Genomic DNA, 22403 nt, shown 5'->3' with positions numbered 1-22403 from the left:
ACTTTAGTGATATTTCAGTTTCATTTCAGGTTTTATGTTGAGAAGTGTTTCATAAATCAATTGAATCACGTTTCCTACATCTTCTTTTGATACCATTTCAACTGTTGTGTGCATATAACGCAATGGTAATGAGATTAATGCACTTGGAACACCGCCGTTTGAGTGCGCAAACGCATCAGTATCTGTTCCTGTGGCTCTGCTTGCTGCTGCTCGCTGATAAGGAATTTCTTTCTTTTTTGCAGTATCAATAATTAATTCTCTAATGATATGATGAACGCTTGGTGCAAAGAAAACAACGGGGCCATTTCCACATTTTTGATCCCCTTCTTTTTTCTTTTCGATCATCGGGGTTGTGGTGTCATGCGTTACATCGGTGACGATCGCAATATTTGGTTTTATAGTATCGGCGATCATATCTGCGCCATACAATCCCACTTCCTCCTGAACCGAATTTGTGATGTAAAGACCGAAAGGAAGCTGTTTTTTATTTTCTTTTAACAGTCTTGCTACTTCGGCAATCATAAATCCACCGATTCTGTTATCTAAAGCTCTGCATACAAAATAACGGTCATTCATTTCGAAAAATTCATCCGGATAAGTAATCATACAACCAACGAAAATTCCCAAATCTTCTACTTCCTGCTTCGTTGTGGCTCCGCAGTCGATAAAAATATTTTCAATCTTTGGAGTAGGCTCGTCTTGATTTGCTCCTCTTGTATGAATGGCAGGCCAGCCGAAAACTCCTTTTATAATTCCTTTTTCACCATGTATATGTACAACTTTTGAAGGGGCAATCGTTTGATCTGAACCTCCATTTCTGATTACATAGATTAATCCGTCATCGGTAATATAATTTACGTACCATGAGATTTCATCAGCATGAGCTTCGATAACCACTTTGAATTCAGCTTCCGGATTGATAATTCCATAGCAGGTTCCGTAATGATCAATTTCAATTTTGTCAACATACGGTGTGATGTAATTCATCCAAACTTCCTGGCCCTTGTGTTCATATCCGGTTGGTGATGAAGTGTTTAAATATTTCTCTAAAAATTTCAAAGATTTCTTTTCGAATTTCATGTTTAAGGAATGATTTTTGTAATTAAGTTTTGTTAATAATACGTGTAAAAATAATGAAATTTCACAAAGTCACCTTTCTTTTTCTTTTCTTTTTTGGTGTTGCTGTATTTGGGCAACAGAGAGATTCTGTTATTATTGCAAAGCCTTTGAGCCAATATCCGCAAGATCAGCTAAAGACCGATGAGTTTGGAAATAAATATTATTACGACGAGAGACAGAAGGCTAAGATTTATGAAATTAATGGTGAAACGGTAGTGGTAATGGATGAATTGGTCTTGCTGAATAAACCCAGATTTAATAATCAGCTGGATAAAAACTACTATTTTTTTCTCAATAAAAAGTTATACAGAGTTTACCCGCTATTTTTAACAGCTTTACAACAATATAGAGATATTCAGAAAGAGATGATGGTTATGGATACTGCTGCTAAAAGAAAATATATAAAGGACCGTCAGAATATGCTCGCAGACCAGTATGAAAAGCAACTTAGAGATCTTACCACGACAGAAGGCCAGGTTTTCGCTAAATTAATGAACCGTGCTACAGGTAAAAATGTCTTTGAAATCATTAAAGAGATGCGTGGCGGCTGGAGCGCTTTCTGGTGGAATGTAAAAGGTAAAATGGCAGATATTGATTTGAAGGATAAATACAATCCGCATAAAAACAGAACCGATGAATTTTTAGAATCGCTTCTGCAATCTAATTGGAATTCAGGCTACTTGCAACCATATCCCGGAGCAAAAGATTTTAAAGTTTCAAATTAATGAATTTAATAAAATATACGTTTGCATTCTGCTTTTTTCTAGTTTTTAATACCTTATTCCTTTCTCAAAAACTTGGAACAGGAAATGGTAAAACTAACGAAAATGAAGAATTGCAGTGTATCACATTTATTGATGAACAAAAAATCAAAAGTCAGGTTGGAGTTGACAGAAAAATGATTTCTTACATTCCAGGAACTTTTGGTAGAGATTTGAAAAATCGGCCACCCTTGAATTGTACAACTGAAATTGGTAAAATTATTATTTTTTATATTGTTGACAAAAGTGGAAGGGTAATCTACGCAAGAAGATATGATGGTATTGATGATGATTGTACTGTTTCTACAATAATCTCTTGGGTTAAAAAATATGTGAAAGCCGAAAAAGCGAACGATTTATCTTACGGAAAATATAGTATTGATATTTAAATCTTTTCCTTAAGTTTTTCAAAAACTATTCTATCAATTGGTAAACTGAAAGGATTTACTTCTGTATCAATCGGAAGCCATTCTGTTCTTTCGATGCACGGATCAAGAATCAGGAAATCTTCCTCATTGACAATTTTAACCGTATAATATATAGTAAGGAGTTGCTCATTTTCTCGAAATCTGGAAACCAAGAAATCTTCCTGAGTATAAAGATGTTCTACAATTTCTATTTTGACATTTAATTCCTCATCAAACTCACGATGAAGACAGTCTGTCAAGCCTTCACCAAATTCTAATCCGCCTCCTGGGAATTTCAACAACGGCTGTCCTGCATATTCTTCAAAAAGCGTAAGAACCGTATTGTCTTTTACTGCACAAGCATAAACCCTTACGTTAATCTTGTCTATCATATTTAATATTTTGTAGAGCTAAAATAGTGAAAATTATTTGAAGCTGCAGTTCCGATGTTGGAGGTTGGGAATTGTTTTGTTAGTTAAGTATCTTTGCTACTCAGCTTCCGAACTATAGTTTTACAGCGTTGATCATTTCTCTCTTTCCGGGTGGCCCTTGTTTTTTTTCTACATTAAAATTAAGCTCCCCTAGAATTCTTCTGACGCTTCCTTTTGATGAATATGTTGTCAACAGTCCGTTAATACCCATTTTATCTGAAACCATCTCAAATAAAGGCTTTTCCCACAGGTCAGGTTGCACTCTCGCACCAAAACAATCGTAATAGACAAGATTTATCTCCGGTAAATCAATATTTTTAAGATCAAAAAAATCACATTGTATTTTTTTTAAGACAAAACCTTTAACAATTTCTGTCGATTTTCCCCACTCACTTTGATGAATTTTTTGATAAATATTTTTTAATTCTGGGTTATCAAAAAGATCAGAATAGGCTAAATTTTCGATTTCAGATTCATTTATTGGGTATTTTTCTAGCGTAAAATAATTAATCGTATGATTTTTGTCAGTTTTTAAATATTCATTAATTGTCACCAAAACATTTAAACCTGTTCCAAAACCGAGTTCTAAAATGTTAATTTCGCAATAATTGATAAGATTTAATCCGTTTTTGATAAACACGTGTTCTGCCTCCTGTAGTGCACCGTGATGTGAATGATAGTTTTCATTTAATTCGCTGATAAACAATGTTTTACTACCGTCATTTGTTGTTCTGATCTCTCTTTTCAAAGTATTTTTTTTCAAATTTAATGTAAAATTTTTATATTTGAAAAATTATGTTAAATTTGTAGAACATCATAAAAATTTTAAGAAATGATAATTCAAAAAACAGAAAACTCTAGAATTTCTACTTTCGATCCCAATAATTTTTCGTTTGGAAATACTTTCAGTGATCACATGATTATCTGTGAATATGAAAACGGTAAATGGGGCGATGTGAAATTGGTTCCCTACGGTCCTTTACTGTTTACGCCTGCGATGATGGGAGTAAACTACGGACAGGCTTGTTTTGAAGGCATGAAGGCTTACAAAGACAATGACGGACAGGTTTTCCTTTTCAGGCCCGAGAAGAATTTTGAACGTATCAATAAGTCTGCAAAACGTCTGGCAATGCCCGAAGTTACAGAAGAAATGTTTTTAGATGGCCTTAAAGCATTAGTGGATACAGACAGAAACTGGATTCCTCAGGGAGAAGGTATGTCGTTATATATAAGACCTTTGATTTTCGCAACAGAGGAAGCTTTGAAAGCGAGAGTTGCCAATAAATATATGTTTGCGATCGTTGCAACACCTGCTAAAAGTTATTATGCAGATCCTGTATCTGTGAAAATTTCAGATCATTATTCCAGAGCGGCAAGTGGTGGAGTAGGTTCAGCAAAAGCTGCTGGAAATTATGCTGCATCTTTTTATCCTACACAATTGGCTATGGAAGAAGGTTATGACCAGATTATCTGGACTGATGATGCTACACACGAATATTTTGAGGAAAGCGGAACAATGAATGTTTTCGTAAGAATAAATGATACGATTTATACGCCGCCAACTTCTGAGAAAATTTTAGATGGGGTAACCAGAGATAGCTTTATTCAGCTAGCAAACAAAAGAGGTTTAGATGTGAAAGTAGAACCAATTGCTGTGAAAGCCGTTGTAGAAGCTCACAAAAACGGAACTTTAAAAGAAGTTTGGGGTGTAGGTACAGCTGTTGTGACGACTGTTTTTAAAGCCTTAGGATATAAGGGAGAGAAATTACAGCTTCCGACACTTTCTGATGATGAAAGTTATGCAGCATTATTGAAAAATGATCTTGTCCATTTACAAAACAACGTTACTGAAGATTCATTTGGATGGAGAGTATTGGTTGAAAAAGATGTTTTAGAAACAGCTTAATTCTCAGCTGAATTCAATTATATAAGGCCAGGATTTTTTCTTGGCTTTTTTTGTTTTTTATATCCTTTGAAATGCGTATTTTCGCAAAAGTTTTATGAAAAAAATACTTCTCATATCCGCTTTAGGGCTTCTTAGCTGCAAAAGAAATGCTCCGCAAGTGCATCCGCCGGTAGGTGGTGTTTTGAGCCAAAGTGACCTTGATGTCTCTAGAAACAGGATGAAAAATCTGAATACTTTGGAAAGACAGCAGATTCAGGATTGGGTGAATGCCCAGGATATTAAATTTTATCCGACTCAGCTTAATTACTGGACGACGGTAGAAAATTTTGATAAAAGAAAGAGAAGACCGGATGATTCTCCGATTTCGTATTCTTATGATCTTTATGATTTTGATCAGACAAAAATTTATGACAAATCGATTCAGAGGAATGACGCCAGATTCGGACATTTTGATGAATTAAAAGCAGTGGAAAACGCATTGAGATATATGAATGACAGTGAAGAAATTACACTTCTTGTTCCCTCATCACTGGCTTACGGAACATTCGGAGACGAAAATAAAATAGATAACGATATTCCTTTAATTATAAAATTAAAAGTTCTATAAAATGAAATTGTTTAACAAAAATATAATTCTGGCAGCAGCAAGTGCTTCGCTGCTAAGTTGTACACCAATTTATAAGAAAATGAACGTAGACAAAGAAACTTACGAAGGCCTTAAAGACGGACTTTATGCCAATCTTCAGACTACTCAGGGTAACCTGATTGTAAAATTCGAAGACAAAAAATCACCTGTGACTGTGGCTAACTTTGTTGGTCTTGCAGAAGGAAAAATTGAAAATAAAGCGAAAGCGAAAGGAGTTCCTTTCTATGACGGAACAATTTTCCACAGAGTGATCAAAGATTTCATGATCCAGGGAGGAGATCCTCAGGGAACAGGAATGGGAGATCCGGGATATAAATTTGAAGACGAGAAAAATGACCTGAAACATACAGGAAAAGGTATTCTGTCTATGGCTAACTCGGGACCAAATACCAATGGCTCTCAGTTTTTCATTACTGAAATTGCAACTCCTTGGTTAGATGGAAAGCACACGATCTTCGGAGAAGTTGTGAAAGGTGATGATGTGATTGATAAAATTGCAAACGTAGAAAAAGGTCCTCAGGACAAACCAAAGACCGATATTGTTCTTCAAAAAGTTTCTATTTTCAGTAAAGGTGATGAGTACAAAGGTTATGATGCTGCAAAAACTTTCACCGAAGGAAAATCTAAAATTGCTGCCAACAACAAAGCAATGGCTGAAAAAGCTGAAGCAGAGGCTAAAAAAGCTTTAGAAGATCTAAAAGCAGGAATGCAGGTTACAGCATCCGGCTTATACTATAAAATCACTAAGAAAACCGAAGGTAAAGCACCAAAAGCTGGAGACAATATTTCTGTACATTATGCAGGAAAGTTAACCAACGGAACTGAGTTTGATTCTTCATTTAAAAGAAATGAGCCTCTTGAATTTCCTGTTGGAACCGGGAGAGTAATCAAAGGATGGGACGAAGGAATCTTATTGTTGAAAGAAGGAGAAACTGCTACACTTTTGATTCCGCCGGCAATGGGTTACGGAGAGAGAGGTGCAGGAGGAGTAATTCCGCCAAATGCATGGTTGATCTTTGATGTGGAATTGGTAAAAGTTCCTTAATCGAAATTGATATAAAATTAAAAAGCCGTCTCGCGAGAGACGGCTTTTTATGATTTACTAATTAAAGATTTGCGATTATCAAACAATTATTTTTTTGAAAAATTCTGAATGATTTACTCATGCCATCCAACAGATAATAAGAATCTTTTCCTGTGCCTATTCTACCCTGATTTTGAGCAATTATATTTTTGCTGGATTGCAGTCTATTGCAATCTAAACAAACTGAGATATGCGCCACAAGTTTGTTTTTAAAATAATAAACAATTCCAAGATGAGGCTCGAAGCATGATGCAGTTCCTGCGCCATATGATAGCTTACTTTCAAGTTTCGTATTTAAAATTTTAATAGTTTTTTGGTCTAAAACAACCTGCTTTTTTACATTTTTAGATAATTTTCCATTATCACCAATGATATACATGCTTTCCGAACCCTTACCTCCTTCAAAATCGTAAATAATAACTTGATCGAAAACAAGATTGGTAAATGGTTTATTCTGACTAAAAAGAGATGTAGAAATAATAACGACTATAATTGTAATCAGTTTTTTCATTATAATATCAATTTAAATATTTGGTGTAATCACCTTTCTCTCTCCAATCTGTTGTCTCCACATTGCATAATACAGCCCTTTCAGTTCCAAGAGATTCTCATGCGAGCCGGTTTCTATCACTTTACCGCGCTCCAGAACATAAATTCGGTCTGCATGCATGATCGTACTTAACCGGTGAGCAATCAGTACGGTGATCTGTTCTTTTTCTTCAGAAATTTCTTTAATGGTAGAAGTGATTTCCTCTTCGGTGATGCTGTCTAATGCAGAGGTTGCTTCATCAAAAATCAACAGATTAGGTTTTCTTAATAAAGCTCGGGCAATGGCTATTCTTTGCTTTTCGCCGCCGCTTAGTTTCAGTCCACCTTCACCAATCACGGTGTCAATTCCTTTTTCAGCTCTTTCGATCAATGTTGTGGCGCTGGATTTTTTTAAGGCCAATTGCAGGTCTTCATCTGTCGCATCTGGATTAACAAACAGTAGATTTTCTTTGATGGTTCCTGCAAAAAGCTGGGTATCTTGGGTCACAAAGCCGATTTGATTTCTCAGTTCGTCAAAATCGAATTCATTTCCGTTGATGTTATTATAAAAAATATCACCTTCTTTTGGTCGATACAATCCTACAAGTAATTTTACTAGTGTACTTTTCCCTGAACCACTCGGTCCTACAAAAGCAATTGTCTCCCCGTTTTTCACTTCAAAAGAAATATCGTTCAGTGCTTTGTAAGAAGCACTTTGATGCTTAAAAGAAACATGATTAAATCCTAATTTTTCAACTGAACCAATTTGTTTTGGATTATTGGGTTTTTCTTCGGCCGGCTTTTTCATCAACGTGTCAAAATTATGTAGTGATGCTTCAGCTTCACGATACGAGATAATGATGTTTCCGATTTCCTGCATGGGACCAAAAATAAAGAACCCGTAAAACATTAATGAAAGATATTGCCCAGGAGTTACAATGTTCTTGAAAATCAGGTATAAAAGTGTCAATGTAATCATCTGTTGAAGAAAATTCACCATTGTTCCCTGAATGAAACTCAGTGAACGGATACTTTTTACCTTTTTAAGTTCGAGCCCTAAAATTTTATAAGTATTATTATTCAGGCGTTTTACCTCCTGCTTCGTTAAACCTAAACTTTTTACGATCTCGATATTGCGAAGACTTTCTGTGGTGCTTCCTGCCAAACCTGTTGTTTCTGTAACGATTGTTTTTTGAATATTTTTAATTCTTTTGCTTAATAAATTGGTGATGAATGCAATCAGGAAAATTCCCACCACATATACCGGCATAATCGACCAGTGCAGACGAATGGCATACACAGACACGAAAATAATACTTACCAGAATTCCGAAAAATATATTGATGAAATTGGTAATGAATTTCACAGAATCTTCTCTTACTTTCGTTAAAATAGAAAGCGTTTCGCCACTTCTTTGGTCTTCAAATTCCTGATAAGGAAGTGCCATTGAATGTTGCAGTCCGTCGGTAAAAATATTGGCCCCGAATTTTTGGGTGATTACATTCACCACATAATCCTGAAAAGCTTTGGCAATTCTGCTGACCATTGCGGTTCCTATCAATAAACCAAGGAAATAAAATGCTCCGTGGTACAGATCAGTTCCGTATAAATATTCATCCAGCGACCTGGACATCATTTTTTCTTTATCAAAAAAGTTGGGGTGCGTTACTAATTGATCGAGTATATTTCCTGTGATTGCAGGACCGAATAAAGAAAATACCTGATTGATTGTTGCTAAGACCAATGATAAGATCAGAAGCCATTTATGAGGTTTAAGATAATGTAATAATGTTTTCATTCTGTTAGAAATACTTGGGTGCAAAATTACAGATATAAATCGGATAGATAGCGGATTAAATCAAAATGCAGGATAAGATTTTATCAATTATTAAACTCCAAAATTTACATATATTTGAAGCCGTCATTTGAGCATCGATATTTATCATCTTTTATTAAAATTAAACTTATGAAAACAAAATTTTTCACACTTCTTGTTATCGTATTTTCTGTTTTTTCTTTTGCACAGGCAAATGCAACTCCCGAAGGTCTTGCGATTAAAAAATCTGTCAGTTACTTTGTCAACAGCATTAAATCTAAAAAAATCGATCAGGCAGTGAACTGCATCTATCCCAAATTTTTTACGGTGATGCCAAAAGATCAGATGACCCAGTTGCTGAATATGACGTACAACAATCCGTTTATGAAGATCGAAGTTCAGAACATGAAATTCGGGAACATTGAAAAGCCGGAGCTGATCAGCGGTGAATACTTTTCGATTGCCAATTATTACCTTACGTTGAAAGGAAGCGTGGGTTCCATGGATGAGAACATGAAGAAGAAAATCGGTGAAATGCTTACTTCAAAATATGGCAAAGCCAATGTAAAATATAATGCAAGTGAAGGTTCTTATCTCATCAATGCACCGATGAAAGTCTGCGCCATTTCAAAAGATAAAAAATCATGGAAGATTGTTTTTGCAGAAAAGGAAAATAAATCTCAGCTTACCAAAATTTTGCCGAAGAAGATTTTGGATAAAATATAGATTTGAGGATACGATTAATATGAATTGAATTTATTATTTGTTAGCTTTAAAGGTGAAAAAATACCTATTTTAGTACAAAATTAATACATGAAGAAAAGTCTTTTTATATTTTTGATATGTTACATCACATCAGTTTCTGCGCAGGGAAAAAGATTTTTTGAAAGTGGGGAAGTAGTATTGATAAATCCTGTTGAAAAGATCAATTTGACTTTTGCTAACGAACTACCATTAGTCAATGTATTCATCAATGGAAAACCGTATCAGTTTCTGTTTGATACCGGTGCACCCACGGTGATTTCTTCTGCAGTTTACAACGAACTGAATCTTAAGAAAAAGCATACAAGCAAAGTAGGAGATTCACAGAAAAACAAACAGCAACAAATTTTTACGGAACTTCCTGAGATGATCGTCGACCAGATTGTTTTCAAAAACATCGGTGCCGTAGTGCTCGATCTTGAAGGTCCCGAATTCGGATGTTTAAAGATTGACGGCATCATCGGGGCTAATCAGATGGCGAAACTTTTTTGGAGGATCAATTATTCTGAAAATCTTCTGGAAGCAGCAAAAGATCTCAAAGAATTTTCAACAAACGAATATGAAACAGTCTTCAATTTTAAGCCGAAGCCCCAGAAAACACCGATGATAGAATCTCAGATTTTAGATAAAAAAATGAATCTGACCTTCGACACCGGTTTTACAGGCGGCATCAAGATTTCTGAAAACAATTACGATCCTCAAAATGGAAAAGTACAATCTGTTGAGACTTACGGGGTAAATTCTGTTGGCGCTTACGGAACAGGAAAACCATTATCATCTTATCACTTTAGAGCAAATGAGGTAATGCTTGCAGGACAAAAATTTGAAAACGAAATCATAATGACAGGAAACTCTGGTCTTGTGGGAAATGAGTTCCTGAAAAAGTTTAAGTTTATCATAGACTGGCAGAATAACAAAGTATATCTGCACCGTTTAGCAAACATACCTCCAAAGCTGGAGTCATTTGGTTTTGCATACCGCTTTATTGATTTGAAAGCCAAAGTTGTTTTGGTGTTTCAGGGGACTTCTAATCCTATCAAAATCGACGATGAAATTTTAAGTATCAACAACGCCAGCTTTGAAAACTTAGATAAAGCATCTTCATGTAATTACTTGTTAAACAGGGTAGAGAAGGGAGCAAATCAGATTAAAGTAAAAGTGAAACGTGAGGGTAAGATTTTAGATTTTACGGTTGATAGGAAGGAATATTTGAATAATTAAAATCCCATCAATTCGGTAAATTTAATAGAATAGGAAGAAAGTTTTTTAGTATTCAAGATTATTTCTTAAACCAGGGTTTTGAATTTACTTTCGCGTTGATAACTGATTTTATTTTTTTGTTTTGAATTTTGCCTGATTTAGAAAAAGTAAATAATTTCTTATTTTTCACTAAAAGTTTTTTTGGAGGCAAACTCCTATTTTGTCCGCCACCTGAAATTAAACTCAATCCATAATGATTAATATCTATCTCATTAGAAATTTTGTCCGGAGATAAAACCATCTCAACTTTATTTCCAGATTTTAAAGTATCTTGTACTTCGTTAATAGTTAAGTAAATATATCTTTTATTTTTAATTTCCCAAGTTCCTACATTCCAACTTGATGCAAGATCAAAATTCCAGTAATACTCAAAAGTATGATTGGTTTTCAGTATTAATCGTTCACCAAACTCATTTTTATAATCTCCATACACCTTTTCCTGAGCATCAAAATTTAACACAGACATAATAAAGATAAAAAAATATAACACTTTCATACAGCTGAAATTGTACTTACCAATTCTTATCAATCATATAAATCATCTGCGTCATCACTGTTGCGCCCAACAGCAATTCTCTGCGGTTCACCTTTTCGAAAGTATCTTCTTCGGTATGGTGAATGTCAAAATACCGTTGAGAATCAGGTGCCAGTTCAGCGGTTGGTATTCCCATATCTTTTAGCGGATACACATCTGTCCCTGAATATCTGCCTTCAAAATCATACGCTCCATACTGTAAAAACAATGTCGACCAGCTTTTGATCTGATTTCTTTTAGCATCATCCATTTCCAGCGCAATACCTCTCGGTGAAAATCCCCCGGCATCAGACTCTAAAGCAAAAAGATGTTTTTCGCCTTTTTCCTTTACTTTCTTCCCGTACTGTTGTCCACCCTTTACTCCGTTTTCTTCGTTGGCAAAGCACACCACGCGAATGTTATGGTTATTTTTAATGCCTAAATTTTTAAATGTCCTCAAAACCTCAATGCTTTGAACGATTCCTGCGCCGTCGTCATGTGCGCCTTCGCCAACGTCCCATGAATCAAGATGTCCACCCACAACGATGACACTCTGATCTTTCTTTCCGGCGATTTCACCGATGACAGAGTGAGAGAGTTTTTCGCCCTTCATCCCACAGTTGGAATTAAGCTTTGCTGTGACTTTCTGTGATTTTAAAAGGTTCTCGAGTTCGTCAGCTGTTATAGTTCCGATGGCGACCGCAGGAATTTTTGCCACATTGTCTTTGTATCTCATCGCTCCGGTATGCGGAACGTCATCAAACGCTGATGACAGCGATCTTACGATGGCAAATCTTCCGCCTTTTTGTGCAGTCAGAGAAGCAGCAGTTGAACGGTATGCAGATGCATCACTATATCCTTTGAAAGTTTCGATATACGACTGACTGAAAGGATAGTTGAAGAAAACAATCTTATCTTTTATTTTTTCTGCAGGAATTTTTTCATATTCTGCGAAAGATTTTACCATGATAATCTCTCCCGCAAGATCTTTGCCTCCTGTACCTTCAGAATTTCCGAGAGAAAGCATCTTAAGCTTCATCCATTTTCCGTTGCCGGCCTGGATGTGCAGTGATTCTTTTCCTCTTTCCCAAACCGGAATCATCACTTCCTGAAGCCACACTTTATCTGCTCCGGCATCACGCAATTTTTGCGCCGCCCACTGAACCGATTTTTCATATGCTTCAGACCCGCTTAAACGGTGACCGATGTTTTTGGTGAGATCTCTTAGTTCGGTGTATGCCTTTCCTTTATTTAGAATCTCGGTTGAAATTTTGTTAAACTGGGTGGAATCTTCCTTGGATTGAGCAAATGTATTTAAACCTAAAAATACTGCAATGGCTACTGTTATCTTTTCCATACTACCAATTTTTATCAATCATAAAAACCATCTGCGTCATCACAACCGCTCCTAGCAGTAATTCTCTTTTGTTCACTTTATCAAAAGTATCTTTTTCTGAATGATGATAGTCGAAATATCTTTGGGTGTCGACTACCATTTCTATTAAAGGAATATCGAGTTTTTTTAAGGGTGCTATATCCTGAATTGCGTACGTCTGATCGAAATCATATACACCATAAGGTAAAAAATACTCTTTCCAGGGGAAAATCAGACGACGTCTCTGGGGCGACATATCGAGAGAAAACCCTCTCGGAGAATACCCTCCGGAATCTGAGCCTAAAGCGATAATATGTTTTTCTTCTTTCTTTTTAACTTGTGCAGCGTAGGCTTCCCTGCCTTGCCCACCATTCTCACTGTTGGCATATAATACTACTCTTATCGTATGGTTGTTGTCGTAACCCAGCGCTTTGAATGTTCTTAAAACCTCCAAGCACTGTACAACTCCGGAGCCATCGTCATGAGCGCCTTCAGCAAAATCCCAAGAATCGAGCTGAGCTCCTAAAACAATAACTTTAGCATCCTTTTTACCCGGAATTTCACCGATGATATTATGACTGATGGCCTCGCCTTTAGATTCGGCGGTCATATTGAGTTTTGCTTTTACGGTTTGTTTTTTCAGAAGTTTTTCCAGTTCATCCGCAGATTTAACTCCGATGGTAACTGCCGGAATTTTCACTTTGTCATCCGGCTCATAATAAATCTGTTTGGCATGCGGGATGTCGTCTGAAGCCGTTGTCAATGATCTTATAATTAATCCTCGTGCACCTTTTTTACCGATTACAGAAGCAGACAGTAATTTTGATTTTGCAGCAATAAGATAAGAATCTACGGTGCTGACGATTTTCTGATCAATAGGATAGTTGACGAAAATGATTTTATCTTTTACCTGGGCGCCTGAAAGGTTCACTAGCTCCTGAATATCATTGACTAAAAGAATATCATAAATCATATCTTTTCCGCCAGTTCCTTCAGAATTTCCAAAAGAAAGCATGCGGATGCTTTTCCATTCGCCATTTCCTGCTTTGATCTGTAAAGATTCTTTGCCTCTGATCCAGACCGGAACTCTCACTTCCTGCTTCCAGATATTTCCAGCACCGGCCTCTTTCAGGTTTTTCTCAGCCCATTCGGTTGCTTTTGCATAACCGGGAGTTGCGCTGAATCGTGGTCCGACACCTTTGGTCAATTCACCAAGATTATCATAAGCAGTTCCATTGGTCAATATTTCATCTGAAATCTTTTTAAACTCATCAATATAATTGAATTTCGGAATTGGCTTCGGCTTTTTGACAGGCTTCTTTTGAGCAAATAAAAATCCACTCAAAAAGAGCGGAAATATGATGAGCAGGAATTTTTTCATTATACTGACCTTTTTCTTTTGGTGTATAAAAATAAAGAAAAATTCAGTAATTCTGTTAGATAATACTTTTTACTAATGCTTTTTAACGCAAAGGGTGCAAAGATTTTTGACAACTAACCGTTTTTAGGTTCGCAAAGCCGTTGACTTCGTCGAATCTTCGATTTCCCTTAGCAAAGACCATGAAGATTTATTTTAAATATTGATTTTAATTTTAAAAAAATCCTCAGATTTATTTTTTAGAGAAATAAATCTGAGGAAATATTATATTTTGATTTTCGCTTTTACTGTATAATCATCAGCCAAAAGCCAAACTCCGGAAGCCAATTATTTCATGTCGTACATCAGCAATGCAGTGACCAGTTTTGGTTCGATAAACGTACATTTCGGAGGCATTCGTAGCTTTAAATCAGATATTTTAATCATATCATTAAAACTTACCGGGTAAATTCCGAAGCCAACTCTGCCTTCACCACTGTCTATTTTTTCTTTTAAAAGCTTGATACCTTCAATATTTGATCGTCCTTTAACATAAGAAATCTGATCCGAACTGTCTGAATCTTCAATTTTAAGAATATCTTTAATAATATATTTATCTAAAAGATGGTGGTCAAGATTATCTAAAGACATCTCTTGTGAACGAAGATCGTGTTTCACGTGAAGAGAATAAAACTTTCCATCGATGTACATAGAAATGTGGAATTTCTGAGAAGGATAGTAAGGGATCTCTTCTTTTTCATGAATTAAAAAGTATTTTTCTAATCTTTTAAGAAATTCTTCTGTGGTAAGATCTCCGATACTGCTTACAATTCTGTTGTAATCGTGAATTTTGATCGATTGGTTGGAAACGATAAAACTGTAAACAAAATTATAAGGTTCTGTGCCATTGTGCTTTTTGTTTTTCTCTTTCAAACGTTGGGCATGGAGCGCCGTAGAACCAATTCTGTGGTGCCCATCTGCAATGTAGAATGCATCAATCTGATCAATAACTTCCTTGAACTGCTGCAGTTTTAAACGATTGTCTATTCTCCAGATTTTATGTCTGATCCCAACCGAGTCTATATGATTGAAAATAGGAACGTTTTTTTCCTCATGATTCATCAACAATTCAATTTTTGAATTTGATGGATAGGTTAACAAAACGGGTTCTGCCTGCAGATTCACTTTATCAAGATAGTGAGCCAATTTCTCTTTTCTATGAGGAATTGTACTTTCATGCCTTTTTATTTTTCCCGCCCAGAAATCTTCTATATTTGCCAAACCCAAAAGCCCTCTGAAAACCTGTTTATTAGGATAGATCTGCTCATAAAGATAGTATGACGAGCTGTCTTGGATAAGTGTTTTATCTTCTATCAGTTCTTCAAAAGTAGTGCGTATCTTCCTTAAATTCCGGTCGACATCTTTAGATTTACTTACCACATATGGTTTTATCATATTGATGTAAGTTTTTTCTTTTTGCGCTTTTTCAGTGATTTCAGCCTGGGTGAAATTATCTAAAGGATGAGTAGGAAATGTAGCCTCATAGTCTTTATGAGGTCTTATTCCACGGAAAGGTTTAAAAACTGGCATATATAATTATAGTTTCTTTTTAATCTCAATAATCTGTTCGGCAAGCTCTACCCCTATTTTTTCCTGAGCATCAATGGTATTTCCGCCAAGATGTGGTGTAAGAGACAGATTTGGGTTCATTAATAAAATAAGTTCAGGAGCAGGCTCGCTTTCAAATACGTCTAATGCCGCACCCGCCACTCTGCCGTAGTCAATATAATCGAGTAGGGTTACTTCATTAATGACCCCGCCTCTAGCCGTATTTACAATAAATACACCTTCTTTCATCATGTCAAACTGTTCTGTATCGATGATATATTCTTTTGTCTTCGGTGTATTAATGCTGATGAAATCTGTATCTTTAAGAAAAGATTCCATATCATTCATAGAAGTGATCTCAAAGTCAACAGTTTGTCCGTCAAAAAAACTCAAACTAAGTGTTTTTGTTTTCGGTTTCCTTGTAAGAACTTTTACATTCATTCCAAGAGAAATTCCGATTTTTACGACTTCCTGACCAATGCCCCCAAATCCTATAACGCCCAATGTTTTCCCGGAAAGTTCATACGCATTGCTGAATGACTTTTTCATCGCATTAAAATGGGTATCTCCCTCCAGAGGCATCATCCTATTAGATTCATGAAGAAATCTTGCCAGCGAAAAGAAATGGGCAAAAACCAATTCAGCGACAGATCTAGAAGATGCATTGGGTGTATTGATGACGTACAAACCTTTTTCTATCGCGTATTCTACATCAATATTGTCCATGCCGATGCCTCCACGTCCTACAATTTTCAGACTCGGGCAAGCATCAATTAAATCTTGTCTTACTTTTGTGGCACTTCTTACCAAAAGAACATCAACGTTATTATCATTGATAAAATTGATAACGTGTTCCTGCGCGACCCTGTTGTCGAGCACTTCGATACCAGCTTCTTTTAGAGCCAGTTCACCAGCTTTTGAAATTCCGTCGTTAGCTAAGACTTTCATATATTTTTTAATTTAAGGATTCTAAGATTTAATTATTAAAAAATCGATGATTTGCTTAATAAATTTAATCTTGTCATCTTTCAATTTTTGCGTTGCCTAATTTAAGTTATTTTATTGACTTCATCACGTCTATTAAAACCTGCACGCTTTCAATAGGTAAAGCGTTGTACATGCTGGCTCTGTAACCCCCTAAACTTCTGTGGCCATTCAATCCGCTGATCCCGGCAGCTTTCCATGCAGCGTCAAATTCTTCTTTTTTGCTTTCATCGACTAATTTAAATGAAACATTCATCAAAGAGCGGTCTTCTTCAACGCAGAAGGTTTCAAATAATGGATTAGTATCAATTTCGTTATACAAAAGTTTTGCTTTTGCTTCATTTCTTGCTTCTGCAGCTGCAATTCCGCCATTGTTTTCTAAATGTTGCAGCGTCAGTAAAGATGCATACACAGGGAAAACCGGTGGAGTATTGTACATAGATTCTTTATCAATATGCTGAGAATAGTCTAAGATCGAGAACATGTTTTCTCTTCCTGTTTTACCTAAAATTTCTTTTTTGATTACTACTAATGTTACACCTGCAGGTCCCATATTTTTTTGGGCTCCGGCGTAGATTAAATCAAATTTAGAAAAATCTAATTGTCTTGAGAAAATATCAGAACTCATGTCACAAACCATCAAAGTATCTACTTCAGGGAAAGATTTCATCTGGGTTCCAAAAATTGTATTGTTTGATGTACAGTGGAAATAATCATATTCTGATCCCACCTTATAATCTTTAGGAATAAACGAATAGTTTTTTTCTTTTGAAGAACCCACGACATCTACTGTTCCTATCTTTTTTGCTTCTTTTATAGCTCCTGCAGCCCAAGTGCCCGTATCTGTATAGGCCGCTTTACCCCCGACTTTCATCAGATTGTAAGGAACCATTGCAAACTGAAGACTGGCACCGCCTCCCAAATACAAAACTTCATAATCATCTCCGAGATTCATCAACCTTTTTACGATGGCACGAGCTTCGTCCATTACTGCAACAAAATCTTTGCTTCTGTGCGAAATTTCGAGAAGAGATAAACCGATGCCGTTAAAATCTAAAATCGCTGCTGCCGATTTTTCGAACACTTCTTGAGGTAAGATACATGGTCCTGCGCTGAAATTGTGCTTTTTGCTCATAATTTTACTTTTTGTTTTGTGAGATTTTGCTGATTTCTAAATCTGCTATTTGTGATCAATTATAAAAATATAAAGATAAAAAAACCGTCTCAAGAAAGATGAGACGGCGTATATTATTCACCGTGTAAGAATGCTTTTTTATTTAGCAATGTTTCTTCAGACTCTACATGATCTTCATCCGGAACACAGCAGTCTACGGGGCAAACTGCTGCACACTGTGGCTCTTCATGAAAGCCTTTACATTCTGTGCATTTGTCTGTAACAATGAAATAAACATCATCATTCACAGGTTCTTGCGGCGCATCTGCATCAACCGTTAACCCCGATGGTAATGTTACAGTACCTTTTAACTCGGTACCTTCAGAAGCTTTCCAGTCAACTGCTCCTTCATATATTGCATTATTCGGACATTCTGGTTCACAGGCGCCGCAATTAATGCATTCATCAGTTATTTTAATAGCCATCGCTAATTTTTTTTAAATTTGCACAAAATTACAAAATATTCCCCACTTTTACAGTAATTATGAATATCGAAAAACAAGTTTTAGGACTTATTAAATTAAGTGATTATATTAAGAGCTATTTAGCAGAAAATCCTGAGGATCTTAATGAAAATGATTCTGAATTGGGATCCGTCATTAAAAAATCTGAAATCGAAAACCCATGGTTCACTGTAGAAAATCAAAAATTTGCTTTGAAGCAATGGTCGGAACTATTGACAGAGGAAAATTTAAAATCCTGGCTCAGCAATTATTCACCCTCAAAAACTACAAAAAGAGTAGGATTGATTCTTGCCGGGAACATACCTTTGGTAGGATGGCATGATGTGATTTCGGTGGTTTTGAGCAATCACATTCCTTTGATCAAATTATCTTCTAAAGACAAACAGATGACTCCTTTTTTATTAAAAAAATGGAAAGAATTTTCTGAGAACGAGATTGAATATGAGTTTGTTGAAAGACTAACAGATTTTGATGCTGTAATCGCTACCGGAAGCAACAATACCGCAAGATATCTTGAATATTATTTTAAAAATCATTTAAGTATCATCCGAAAAAACAGAACTTCAGTTGCTGTTATTAAAGGTGATGAAACAGAAGAAGAATTAAAACTTCTGGCTCAGGATATTTTCCAGTATTTTGGTTTGGGTTGCAGAAATGTTACCAGACTTTTTATTCCTGAAGACTTTGTGATTGACAGAATTTTTGAAAGTTTTATTGATTTTAAAGAAATTGTAAATCATAATAAATACGCCAATAATTACGATTATAATCGTGCGGTTTATCTTTTGAATCAGGATCAATTCTGGGATAATAATTTTGTCATGCTGAAAGAGGACGAAAAGCTTTTCAGTCCGCTTTCTGTGATTCATTTCAGCAGATATGCTTCTTTGGATGATGTGAAAAATTTCATTCACGAAAATGATGAAAATATTCAATGTGTCGTTGGTAAAGATAATCTGGGGATTGATACGATTCATTTTGGGGAAGCTCAAAATCCGGGACTTGACACGTATGCTGATAATGTGGATACAATGAAGTTTTTGGAGGTTATTTAAATTTATTTTCTCCCGCTGATTTGGCTGATTAATAGATTTATTTTAGTAAAGAAAAACTTGAGCCATCTTTCAAATCATGAGAATTTTAAAATTTAACCAGTCTCTTGATTTTTATTACTAAATTTACCTGTAAACGAAAAAATATTTAATGAAAAAAATAGCCATCATCTTTTCTTTTTTAGCGATTCAATTTGGGTTTTCGCAGAAGATAAAAAAAGCAGAAGTTATAAAAGACAACCGAACGACTGAGCAGAAATTTGAGCTTGATAAGAAACAGAAGGAATTGTTTAACGGGAAGTTTGAGCAGTTTATGACCGCATTGAAAGCATCTGACAAAAAAACAATGGAAAGTCTGATGTCTGAAAAAACAAAATCGATGGTAACTGATAAAGTTTATGAAAACCTTTCAAAAGATATCAATTTTACGAGAAAAATAGTGATTTATAAAACCGGCTATAAGTCGTTTATGACCGGAGAAAATTTTCCTATGATTCAATATAAATATGCAGACGATCAGGCAAAGCCTGATCCGAAAGAAATTATTACCGCTGTTTTTGAAGAAAACGGAAAAATTATGGGCATAAAACCATACAAACAGATTAAATAAAATTCAAATATTAGAAAAAATTATGATGACAGATGTTTTAGTTGCGCATTCAACAGACGTTGAAAAGGCAAATTTTTACAAGAAAACCTATTTACACGTTGCGTTGGCAATTCTGGCTTTTGTACGAGTTGAAACAGTTTTACTGAATGTTGTACCGCCAGAAGTAATCGGTTTGATGTTCGCTCAAAAATACACTTGGTTGTTAGTATTAGGTGTTTTTTGGTTAGCTTCTTTTTTAGCATCAAAATGGTCTATGTCTCAGAGTAAATCGACTCAGTATTTTGGATTAGGGTTTTATATTTTATTGGAAGCCGTTATTTTTCTTCCTCTGATTTACATTGCCATAGCTAATTCTGATTACAATGTGATTTTTCAAGCAGCAACGCTTACGATTGCCATGTTTGCAGGAATTTCTGCAGTCGCTTTTACTTCTAAAAGAGATTTTTCATTTTTAAGAAATATCATTACAATCGGAGGTTTTATCGCTATTGGATTAATTGTTGCCGGAATGATTTTCGGTTTCAATCTCGGACTTTGGTTCTCAGTAGGAATGGTGATTCTGGCTTCTGCAACTATTTTATATCAGACCAGCAAACTGAAAGATACCTTTGCGACCAATCAATATGTCGGTGCCTCTCTACAGCTTTTTGCTTCAATTATGCTGTTGTTCTGGTATATTTTAAGAATATTGATGAGCAGAAGAAGCTAAAATTAATGACGGATTTCAAGTTATCATTCATTCATTGTATAAAATTAAAAATCCCGATGTTATTTCATCGGGATTTTTGTTTATAAAACAAAGTCTTAAATCTTTATAAAATTTAAGGTTTTATTTATCAATTGATCCTAATACCTTTTGTGCAAATGAGTTTAAAGCATCCTTTTCGCTCATTCCGTTTTGTATGTTGGCATGAACTTCTAATGCTCCGCAGATATTGGTAATCAATTCTCCGGCAACATTTAAATCTTCTTCGCTAGTTCCTCTGAATTCGCTGAAACTTTCCAAAACTTCTAAAGTTTTTTCAAGATTTTCAGGAGTTTGATTTTGATAAAATTGTCTGATTACGGGTAGCTTCATAGTTACAATTCATTAAATAAATTAATTAAACTTTCTGCTTGATTAGACTGAACCTGATTCACCAATTCACCATTTTTAAAAATCGCAAACGTTGGTAAATTATCAACCTTTGCCAATTTTCTGCTTTCAGGAAGCTTTTCTGCATCTACATATAAAAATGGAATGTCATCGTTCTCTGAAGCTAATTTTTTGAATTTTGGCTTCATAATTCTACAGTTTCCACACCATGTTGCGCCGTATTGCACTACTACTTTTTCATTGTCGCTTACAATATTCTGAAGCATATCTTCTGTTAATTCTGTATACATAATTTCAATTTGAAAATTTGAGAATTTATTAATTTGAAAATGGTAATAATGGAAAATGAGATAATATTTAAATAATCATGCGACTAATTTTCAAATTATCTCATTTTCAAATTAACACATTATATTAGTTTTTTGCTAGATACTCAGCAGTAGAAGTTCTGTCAGCCTTCATTGCATCTTTTCCTTCTTCCCAGTTTGCAGGACAAACCTCACCGTGCTTCTGAACGTGCGTGTAAGCATCGATCAATCTCAAATATTCTTTTACGTTTCTTCCCAAAGGCATATCATTTACCGACTCGTGGAATACTTTTCCGGTTTCGTCGATCAGATAAGTTGCTCTGTAAGTAACGTTTGAACCTGTGAAATACTCATTTCCTTCTTCGTCAAATTCAAGATCCTGATCTACGATATCTAATAAATTGGCCAATTGTCTGTGAGTATCAGCTAAAAGCGGATAAGTAACTCCTTCAATACCACCATTGTCTTTTGAAACATTTAACCACGCAAAGTGTACTTCGTTGGTATCGCAAGAAGCACCGATTACTTTCGTGTTTCTTTTTTCGAACTCACCTAAAGCTTCCTGGAAAGCGTGAAGCTCAGTCGGGCAAACAAAAGTAAAATCTTTTGGATACCAGAACAAGATTACTTTCTGCTGGTTTTTTGTAGTTTCTTCAAAGATGTTGATTCTAAGATCATCACCCATCTCAGACATTGCATCAATCGTTACGTTTGGAAATTTTTTACCTACTAAAGACATAATTTTCTAATTTTTGATTTATAATTTAATGGTGCAAATATATAATAATTTCGTCTATTGAAAAATTGATTATCAATAAATAAAATCTATAATTGTTTTTGATTATTTATCCAAAATGAGATAAAAAAAATTAGATTTCAAATAATAAAATATTATTGTTAACTTTGAAAATGTAGAACTAAAAAGTTTATAACCAATCCAATAGTTATTATGAAAAATTTAAAAACTCTTTCAAGAAAAGAACTGAAAACAATTAAAGGATCAGCAGTTACTTCAAAATGTCCTCCTGGAAGGTATTATTGTCCTGAAGCTGATGTTTGTGTCGCGATTAATGAAGAATGCTATATTATCGTACCAGAAACACCTGTAGAAGGAGGTTCTCTTTAAACGAAATTAAAAAAG

At 35.3% G+C, this 22403-nt stretch carries 26 protein-coding genes; 11 read left to right on the top strand and 15 right to left on the bottom strand.

The window, feature by feature from the left end; all coding sequences use genetic code 11:
• Positions 1-3: 3 nt before the first annotated feature.
• The gene (gene chrP, locus K0U91_RS15175) at positions 4-1080 is read right to left on the bottom strand and encodes a chryseobasin maturation metalloprotease ChrP (RefSeq protein ID WP_219968917.1); all 1077 of its coding nucleotides are present in this window, start codon (positions 1078-1080) and stop codon (positions 4-6) included.
• Between the two features lie 53 nt (positions 1081-1133).
• On the opposite strand from chrP, the gene K0U91_RS15170 reads away from it, so the two are divergent.
• Both K0U91_RS15170 and K0U91_RS15165 read left to right on the top strand, forming a co-directional pair.
• Positions 1134-1844, top strand: a complete 711-nt coding sequence (locus tag K0U91_RS15170) for a DUF4294 domain-containing protein (protein ID WP_219968918.1) — start codon at positions 1134-1136, stop codon at positions 1842-1844.
• Positions 1844-2269: a hypothetical protein gene (locus K0U91_RS15165; RefSeq protein ID WP_219968919.1), complete on the top strand. Its 426-nt coding sequence runs from the start codon at positions 1844-1846 to the stop codon at positions 2267-2269. Before K0U91_RS15170 ends, K0U91_RS15165 begins: the two co-directional genes overlap by 1 nt.
• On the opposite strand, the gene K0U91_RS15160 is transcribed toward K0U91_RS15165, so the two are convergent.
• Complete coding sequence (locus tag K0U91_RS15160) at positions 2266-2679, bottom strand: NUDIX domain-containing protein (RefSeq protein WP_220179338.1); 414 nt, start codon at positions 2677-2679, stop codon at positions 2266-2268. The genes K0U91_RS15165 and K0U91_RS15160 overlap by 4 nt on opposite strands.
• 112 nt (positions 2680-2791) lie before the next feature.
• Entirely contained in the window at positions 2792-3466 is a 675-nt protein-coding gene (gene mnmD / locus K0U91_RS15155) for a tRNA (5-methylaminomethyl-2-thiouridine)(34)-methyltransferase MnmD (RefSeq protein WP_220179540.1), read from the bottom strand.
• Positions 3467-3550: 84 nt separating this feature from the next.
• On the opposite strand from mnmD, the gene K0U91_RS15150 reads away from it, so the two are divergent.
• The 3 genes from K0U91_RS15150 to K0U91_RS15140 all read left to right on the top strand — a co-directional run bounded on the left by K0U91_RS15150 (position 3551) and on the right by K0U91_RS15140 (position 6315).
• Positions 3551-4624: a branched-chain amino acid aminotransferase gene (locus K0U91_RS15150; protein ID WP_220179337.1), complete on the top strand. Its 1074-nt coding sequence runs from the start codon at positions 3551-3553 to the stop codon at positions 4622-4624.
• A gap of 94 nt (positions 4625-4718) precedes the next feature.
• Entirely contained in the window at positions 4719-5231 is a 513-nt protein-coding gene (locus K0U91_RS15145; RefSeq protein WP_220179336.1) for an FKBP-type peptidyl-prolyl cis-trans isomerase, read from the top strand.
• A gap of 79 nt (positions 5232-5310) precedes the next feature.
• The gene (locus K0U91_RS15140) at positions 5311-6315 is read left to right on the top strand and encodes a peptidylprolyl isomerase (RefSeq protein WP_258561860.1); all 1005 of its coding nucleotides are present in this window, start codon (positions 5311-5313) and stop codon (positions 6313-6315) included.
• 61 nt (positions 6316-6376) lie between these two features.
• Here K0U91_RS15140 and K0U91_RS15135 read toward each other — a convergent pair whose 3' ends face one another.
• Complete coding sequence (locus K0U91_RS15135) at positions 6377-6865, bottom strand: hypothetical protein (RefSeq protein WP_220179334.1); 489 nt, start codon at positions 6863-6865, stop codon at positions 6377-6379.
• Positions 6866-6877: 12 nt separating this feature from the next.
• Positions 6878-8680, bottom strand: a complete 1803-nt coding sequence (locus K0U91_RS15130; protein WP_220179333.1) for an ABC transporter ATP-binding protein — start codon at positions 8678-8680, stop codon at positions 6878-6880.
• A gap of 168 nt (positions 8681-8848) precedes the next feature.
• Here K0U91_RS15130 and K0U91_RS15125 point away from each other — a divergent pair, with 168 nt between their 5' ends.
• On the top strand, positions 8849-9424 hold the full coding sequence (locus K0U91_RS15125) for a hypothetical protein (RefSeq protein WP_220179332.1): 576 nt from the start codon (positions 8849-8851) through the stop codon (positions 9422-9424).
• A gap of 87 nt (positions 9425-9511) precedes the next feature.
• Positions 9512-10681 (top strand): aspartyl protease family protein, encoded by a 1170-nt coding sequence (locus K0U91_RS15120; protein ID WP_220179331.1) that lies wholly within the window; start codon positions 9512-9514, stop codon positions 10679-10681.
• Between the two features lie 58 nt (positions 10682-10739).
• Here K0U91_RS15120 and K0U91_RS15115 read toward each other — a convergent pair whose 3' ends face one another.
• The 7 genes from K0U91_RS15115 to K0U91_RS15085 all read right to left on the bottom strand — a co-directional run bounded on the left by K0U91_RS15115 (position 10740) and on the right by K0U91_RS15085 (position 18157).
• Positions 10740-11180 (bottom strand): hypothetical protein, encoded by a 441-nt coding sequence (locus K0U91_RS15115; RefSeq protein WP_220179330.1) that lies wholly within the window; start codon positions 11178-11180, stop codon positions 10740-10742.
• Positions 11181-11232: 52 nt separating this feature from the next.
• Positions 11233-12591 (bottom strand): M20/M25/M40 family metallo-hydrolase, encoded by a 1359-nt coding sequence (locus tag K0U91_RS15110; RefSeq protein ID WP_220179329.1) that lies wholly within the window; start codon positions 12589-12591, stop codon positions 11233-11235.
• 1 nt (position 12592) lies between these two features.
• Positions 12593-13990, bottom strand: a complete 1398-nt coding sequence (locus K0U91_RS15105; RefSeq protein WP_220179328.1) for a M28 family peptidase — start codon at positions 13988-13990, stop codon at positions 12593-12595.
• A 324-nt stretch (positions 13991-14314) separates the two neighbouring features.
• Positions 14315-15556 (bottom strand): DUF1015 domain-containing protein, encoded by a 1242-nt coding sequence (locus K0U91_RS15100; RefSeq protein WP_219968931.1) that lies wholly within the window; start codon positions 15554-15556, stop codon positions 14315-14317.
• 6 nt (positions 15557-15562) lie between these two features.
• The gene (locus K0U91_RS15095; protein ID WP_220179327.1) at positions 15563-16522 is read right to left on the bottom strand and encodes a D-2-hydroxyacid dehydrogenase; all 960 of its coding nucleotides are present in this window, start codon (positions 16520-16522) and stop codon (positions 15563-15565) included.
• Between the two features lie 106 nt (positions 16523-16628).
• Positions 16629-17693: a 3-phosphoserine/phosphohydroxythreonine transaminase gene (serC, locus tag K0U91_RS15090; RefSeq protein ID WP_220179326.1), complete on the bottom strand. Its 1065-nt coding sequence runs from the start codon at positions 17691-17693 to the stop codon at positions 16629-16631.
• Between the two features lie 113 nt (positions 17694-17806).
• Positions 17807-18157: a 4Fe-4S binding protein gene (locus K0U91_RS15085; RefSeq protein ID WP_220179325.1), complete on the bottom strand. Its 351-nt coding sequence runs from the start codon at positions 18155-18157 to the stop codon at positions 17807-17809.
• Positions 18158-18216: 59 nt separating this feature from the next.
• Between K0U91_RS15085 and K0U91_RS15080 the strand changes: the two genes are divergently transcribed.
• From K0U91_RS15080 to K0U91_RS15070, 3 genes are all read left to right on the top strand, one after another.
• A complete protein-coding gene (locus tag K0U91_RS15080; RefSeq protein ID WP_220179324.1) occupies positions 18217-19251 on the top strand; it encodes an acyl-CoA reductase in 1035 nt (344 codons plus the stop codon).
• A 148-nt stretch (positions 19252-19399) separates the two neighbouring features.
• Positions 19400-19858: a peptidylprolyl isomerase gene (locus tag K0U91_RS15075; RefSeq protein ID WP_219968935.1), complete on the top strand. Its 459-nt coding sequence runs from the start codon at positions 19400-19402 to the stop codon at positions 19856-19858.
• A gap of 22 nt (positions 19859-19880) precedes the next feature.
• Positions 19881-20567, top strand: a complete 687-nt coding sequence (locus K0U91_RS15070; RefSeq protein ID WP_220179323.1) for a Bax inhibitor-1/YccA family protein — start codon at positions 19881-19883, stop codon at positions 20565-20567.
• 120 nt (positions 20568-20687) lie between these two features.
• On the opposite strand, the gene K0U91_RS15065 is transcribed toward K0U91_RS15070, so the two are convergent.
• The 3 genes from K0U91_RS15065 to K0U91_RS15055 all read right to left on the bottom strand — a co-directional run bounded on the left by K0U91_RS15065 (position 20688) and on the right by K0U91_RS15055 (position 22001).
• The gene (locus tag K0U91_RS15065; protein ID WP_220179322.1) at positions 20688-20936 is read right to left on the bottom strand and encodes a DUF6952 family protein; all 249 of its coding nucleotides are present in this window, start codon (positions 20934-20936) and stop codon (positions 20688-20690) included.
• Between the two features lie 2 nt (positions 20937-20938).
• Positions 20939-21244 (bottom strand): thioredoxin family protein, encoded by a 306-nt coding sequence (locus K0U91_RS15060; protein WP_219968937.1) that lies wholly within the window; start codon positions 21242-21244, stop codon positions 20939-20941.
• A 124-nt stretch (positions 21245-21368) separates the two neighbouring features.
• Positions 21369-22001 carry a peroxiredoxin gene (locus tag K0U91_RS15055; protein WP_047443907.1) on the bottom strand — a complete coding sequence of 211 codons (633 nt, stop codon included), beginning with the start codon at positions 21999-22001 and terminating at the stop codon, positions 21369-21371.
• 210 nt (positions 22002-22211) lie between these two features.
• Between K0U91_RS15055 and K0U91_RS15050 the strand changes: the two genes are divergently transcribed.
• The gene (locus tag K0U91_RS15050) at positions 22212-22388 is read left to right on the top strand and encodes a bacteriocin-like protein (RefSeq protein WP_220179321.1); all 177 of its coding nucleotides are present in this window, start codon (positions 22212-22214) and stop codon (positions 22386-22388) included.
• The last annotated feature ends 15 nt before the right edge of the window (positions 22389-22403 follow it).

This window comes from Chryseobacterium sp. LJ668 (assembly GCF_019613955.1).
In the GTDB taxonomy this organism is placed as follows: Bacteria; Bacteroidota; Bacteroidia; order Flavobacteriales; family Weeksellaceae; genus Chryseobacterium.
Note: the sequence above shows the minus strand (reverse complement) of the source record. Positions and strands in the feature narration are given on the sequence as shown.

Coding starts and splice junctions, on each gene's coding strand:
- K0U91_RS15120 (WP_220179331.1), top strand. CDS start 9,512: ATGAAGAAAAGTCTTTTTATATTTTTGATATGTTACATCACATCAGTT.
- K0U91_RS15080 (WP_220179324.1), top strand. CDS start 18,217: ATGAATATCGAAAAACAAGTTTTAGGACTTATTAAATTAAGTGATTAT.
- serC (WP_220179326.1), bottom strand. CDS start 17,693: ATGAGCAAAAAGCACAATTTCAGCGCAGGACCATGTATCTTACCTCAA.
- K0U91_RS15130 (WP_220179333.1), bottom strand. CDS start 8,680: ATGAAAACATTATTACATTATCTTAAACCTCATAAATGGCTTCTGATC.
- K0U91_RS15150 (WP_220179337.1), top strand. CDS start 3,551: ATGATAATTCAAAAAACAGAAAACTCTAGAATTTCTACTTTCGATCCC.
- chrP (WP_219968917.1), bottom strand. CDS start 1,080: ATGAAATTCGAAAAGAAATCTTTGAAATTTTTAGAGAAATATTTAAAC.
- K0U91_RS15100 (WP_219968931.1), bottom strand. CDS start 15,556: ATGCCAGTTTTTAAACCTTTCCGTGGAATAAGACCTCATAAAGACTAT.
- K0U91_RS15140 (WP_258561860.1), top strand. CDS start 5,311: ATGAACGTAGACAAAGAAACTTACGAAGGCCTTAAAGACGGACTTTAT.
- K0U91_RS15050 (WP_220179321.1), top strand. CDS start 22,212: ATGAAAAATTTAAAAACTCTTTCAAGAAAAGAACTGAAAACAATTAAA.
- K0U91_RS15060 (WP_219968937.1), bottom strand. CDS start 21,244: ATGTATACAGAATTAACAGAAGATATGCTTCAGAATATTGTAAGCGAC.
- K0U91_RS15070 (WP_220179323.1), top strand. CDS start 19,881: ATGATGACAGATGTTTTAGTTGCGCATTCAACAGACGTTGAAAAGGCA.
- K0U91_RS15085 (WP_220179325.1), bottom strand. CDS start 18,157: ATGGCTATTAAAATAACTGATGAATGCATTAATTGCGGCGCCTGTGAA.
- K0U91_RS15110 (WP_220179329.1), bottom strand. CDS start 12,591: ATGGAAAAGATAACAGTAGCCATTGCAGTATTTTTAGGTTTAAATACA.
- K0U91_RS15145 (WP_220179336.1), top strand. CDS start 4,719: ATGAAAAAAATACTTCTCATATCCGCTTTAGGGCTTCTTAGCTGCAAA.
- K0U91_RS15075 (WP_219968935.1), top strand. CDS start 19,400: ATGAAAAAAATAGCCATCATCTTTTCTTTTTTAGCGATTCAATTTGGG.
- K0U91_RS15055 (WP_047443907.1), bottom strand. CDS start 22,001: ATGTCTTTAGTAGGTAAAAAATTTCCAAACGTAACGATTGATGCAATG.
- K0U91_RS15125 (WP_220179332.1), top strand. CDS start 8,849: ATGAAAACAAAATTTTTCACACTTCTTGTTATCGTATTTTCTGTTTTT.
- K0U91_RS15170 (WP_219968918.1), top strand. CDS start 1,134: ATGAAATTTCACAAAGTCACCTTTCTTTTTCTTTTCTTTTTTGGTGTT.
- K0U91_RS15165 (WP_219968919.1), top strand. CDS start 1,844: ATGAATTTAATAAAATATACGTTTGCATTCTGCTTTTTTCTAGTTTTT.
- K0U91_RS15105 (WP_220179328.1), bottom strand. CDS start 13,990: ATGAAAAAATTCCTGCTCATCATATTTCCGCTCTTTTTGAGTGGATTT.
- K0U91_RS15095 (WP_220179327.1), bottom strand. CDS start 16,522: ATGAAAGTCTTAGCTAACGACGGAATTTCAAAAGCTGGTGAACTGGCT.
- K0U91_RS15065 (WP_220179322.1), bottom strand. CDS start 20,936: ATGAAGCTACCCGTAATCAGACAATTTTATCAAAATCAAACTCCTGAA.
- K0U91_RS15135 (WP_220179334.1), bottom strand. CDS start 6,865: ATGAAAAAACTGATTACAATTATAGTCGTTATTATTTCTACATCTCTT.
- K0U91_RS15160 (WP_220179338.1), bottom strand. CDS start 2,679: ATGATAGACAAGATTAACGTAAGGGTTTATGCTTGTGCAGTAAAAGAC.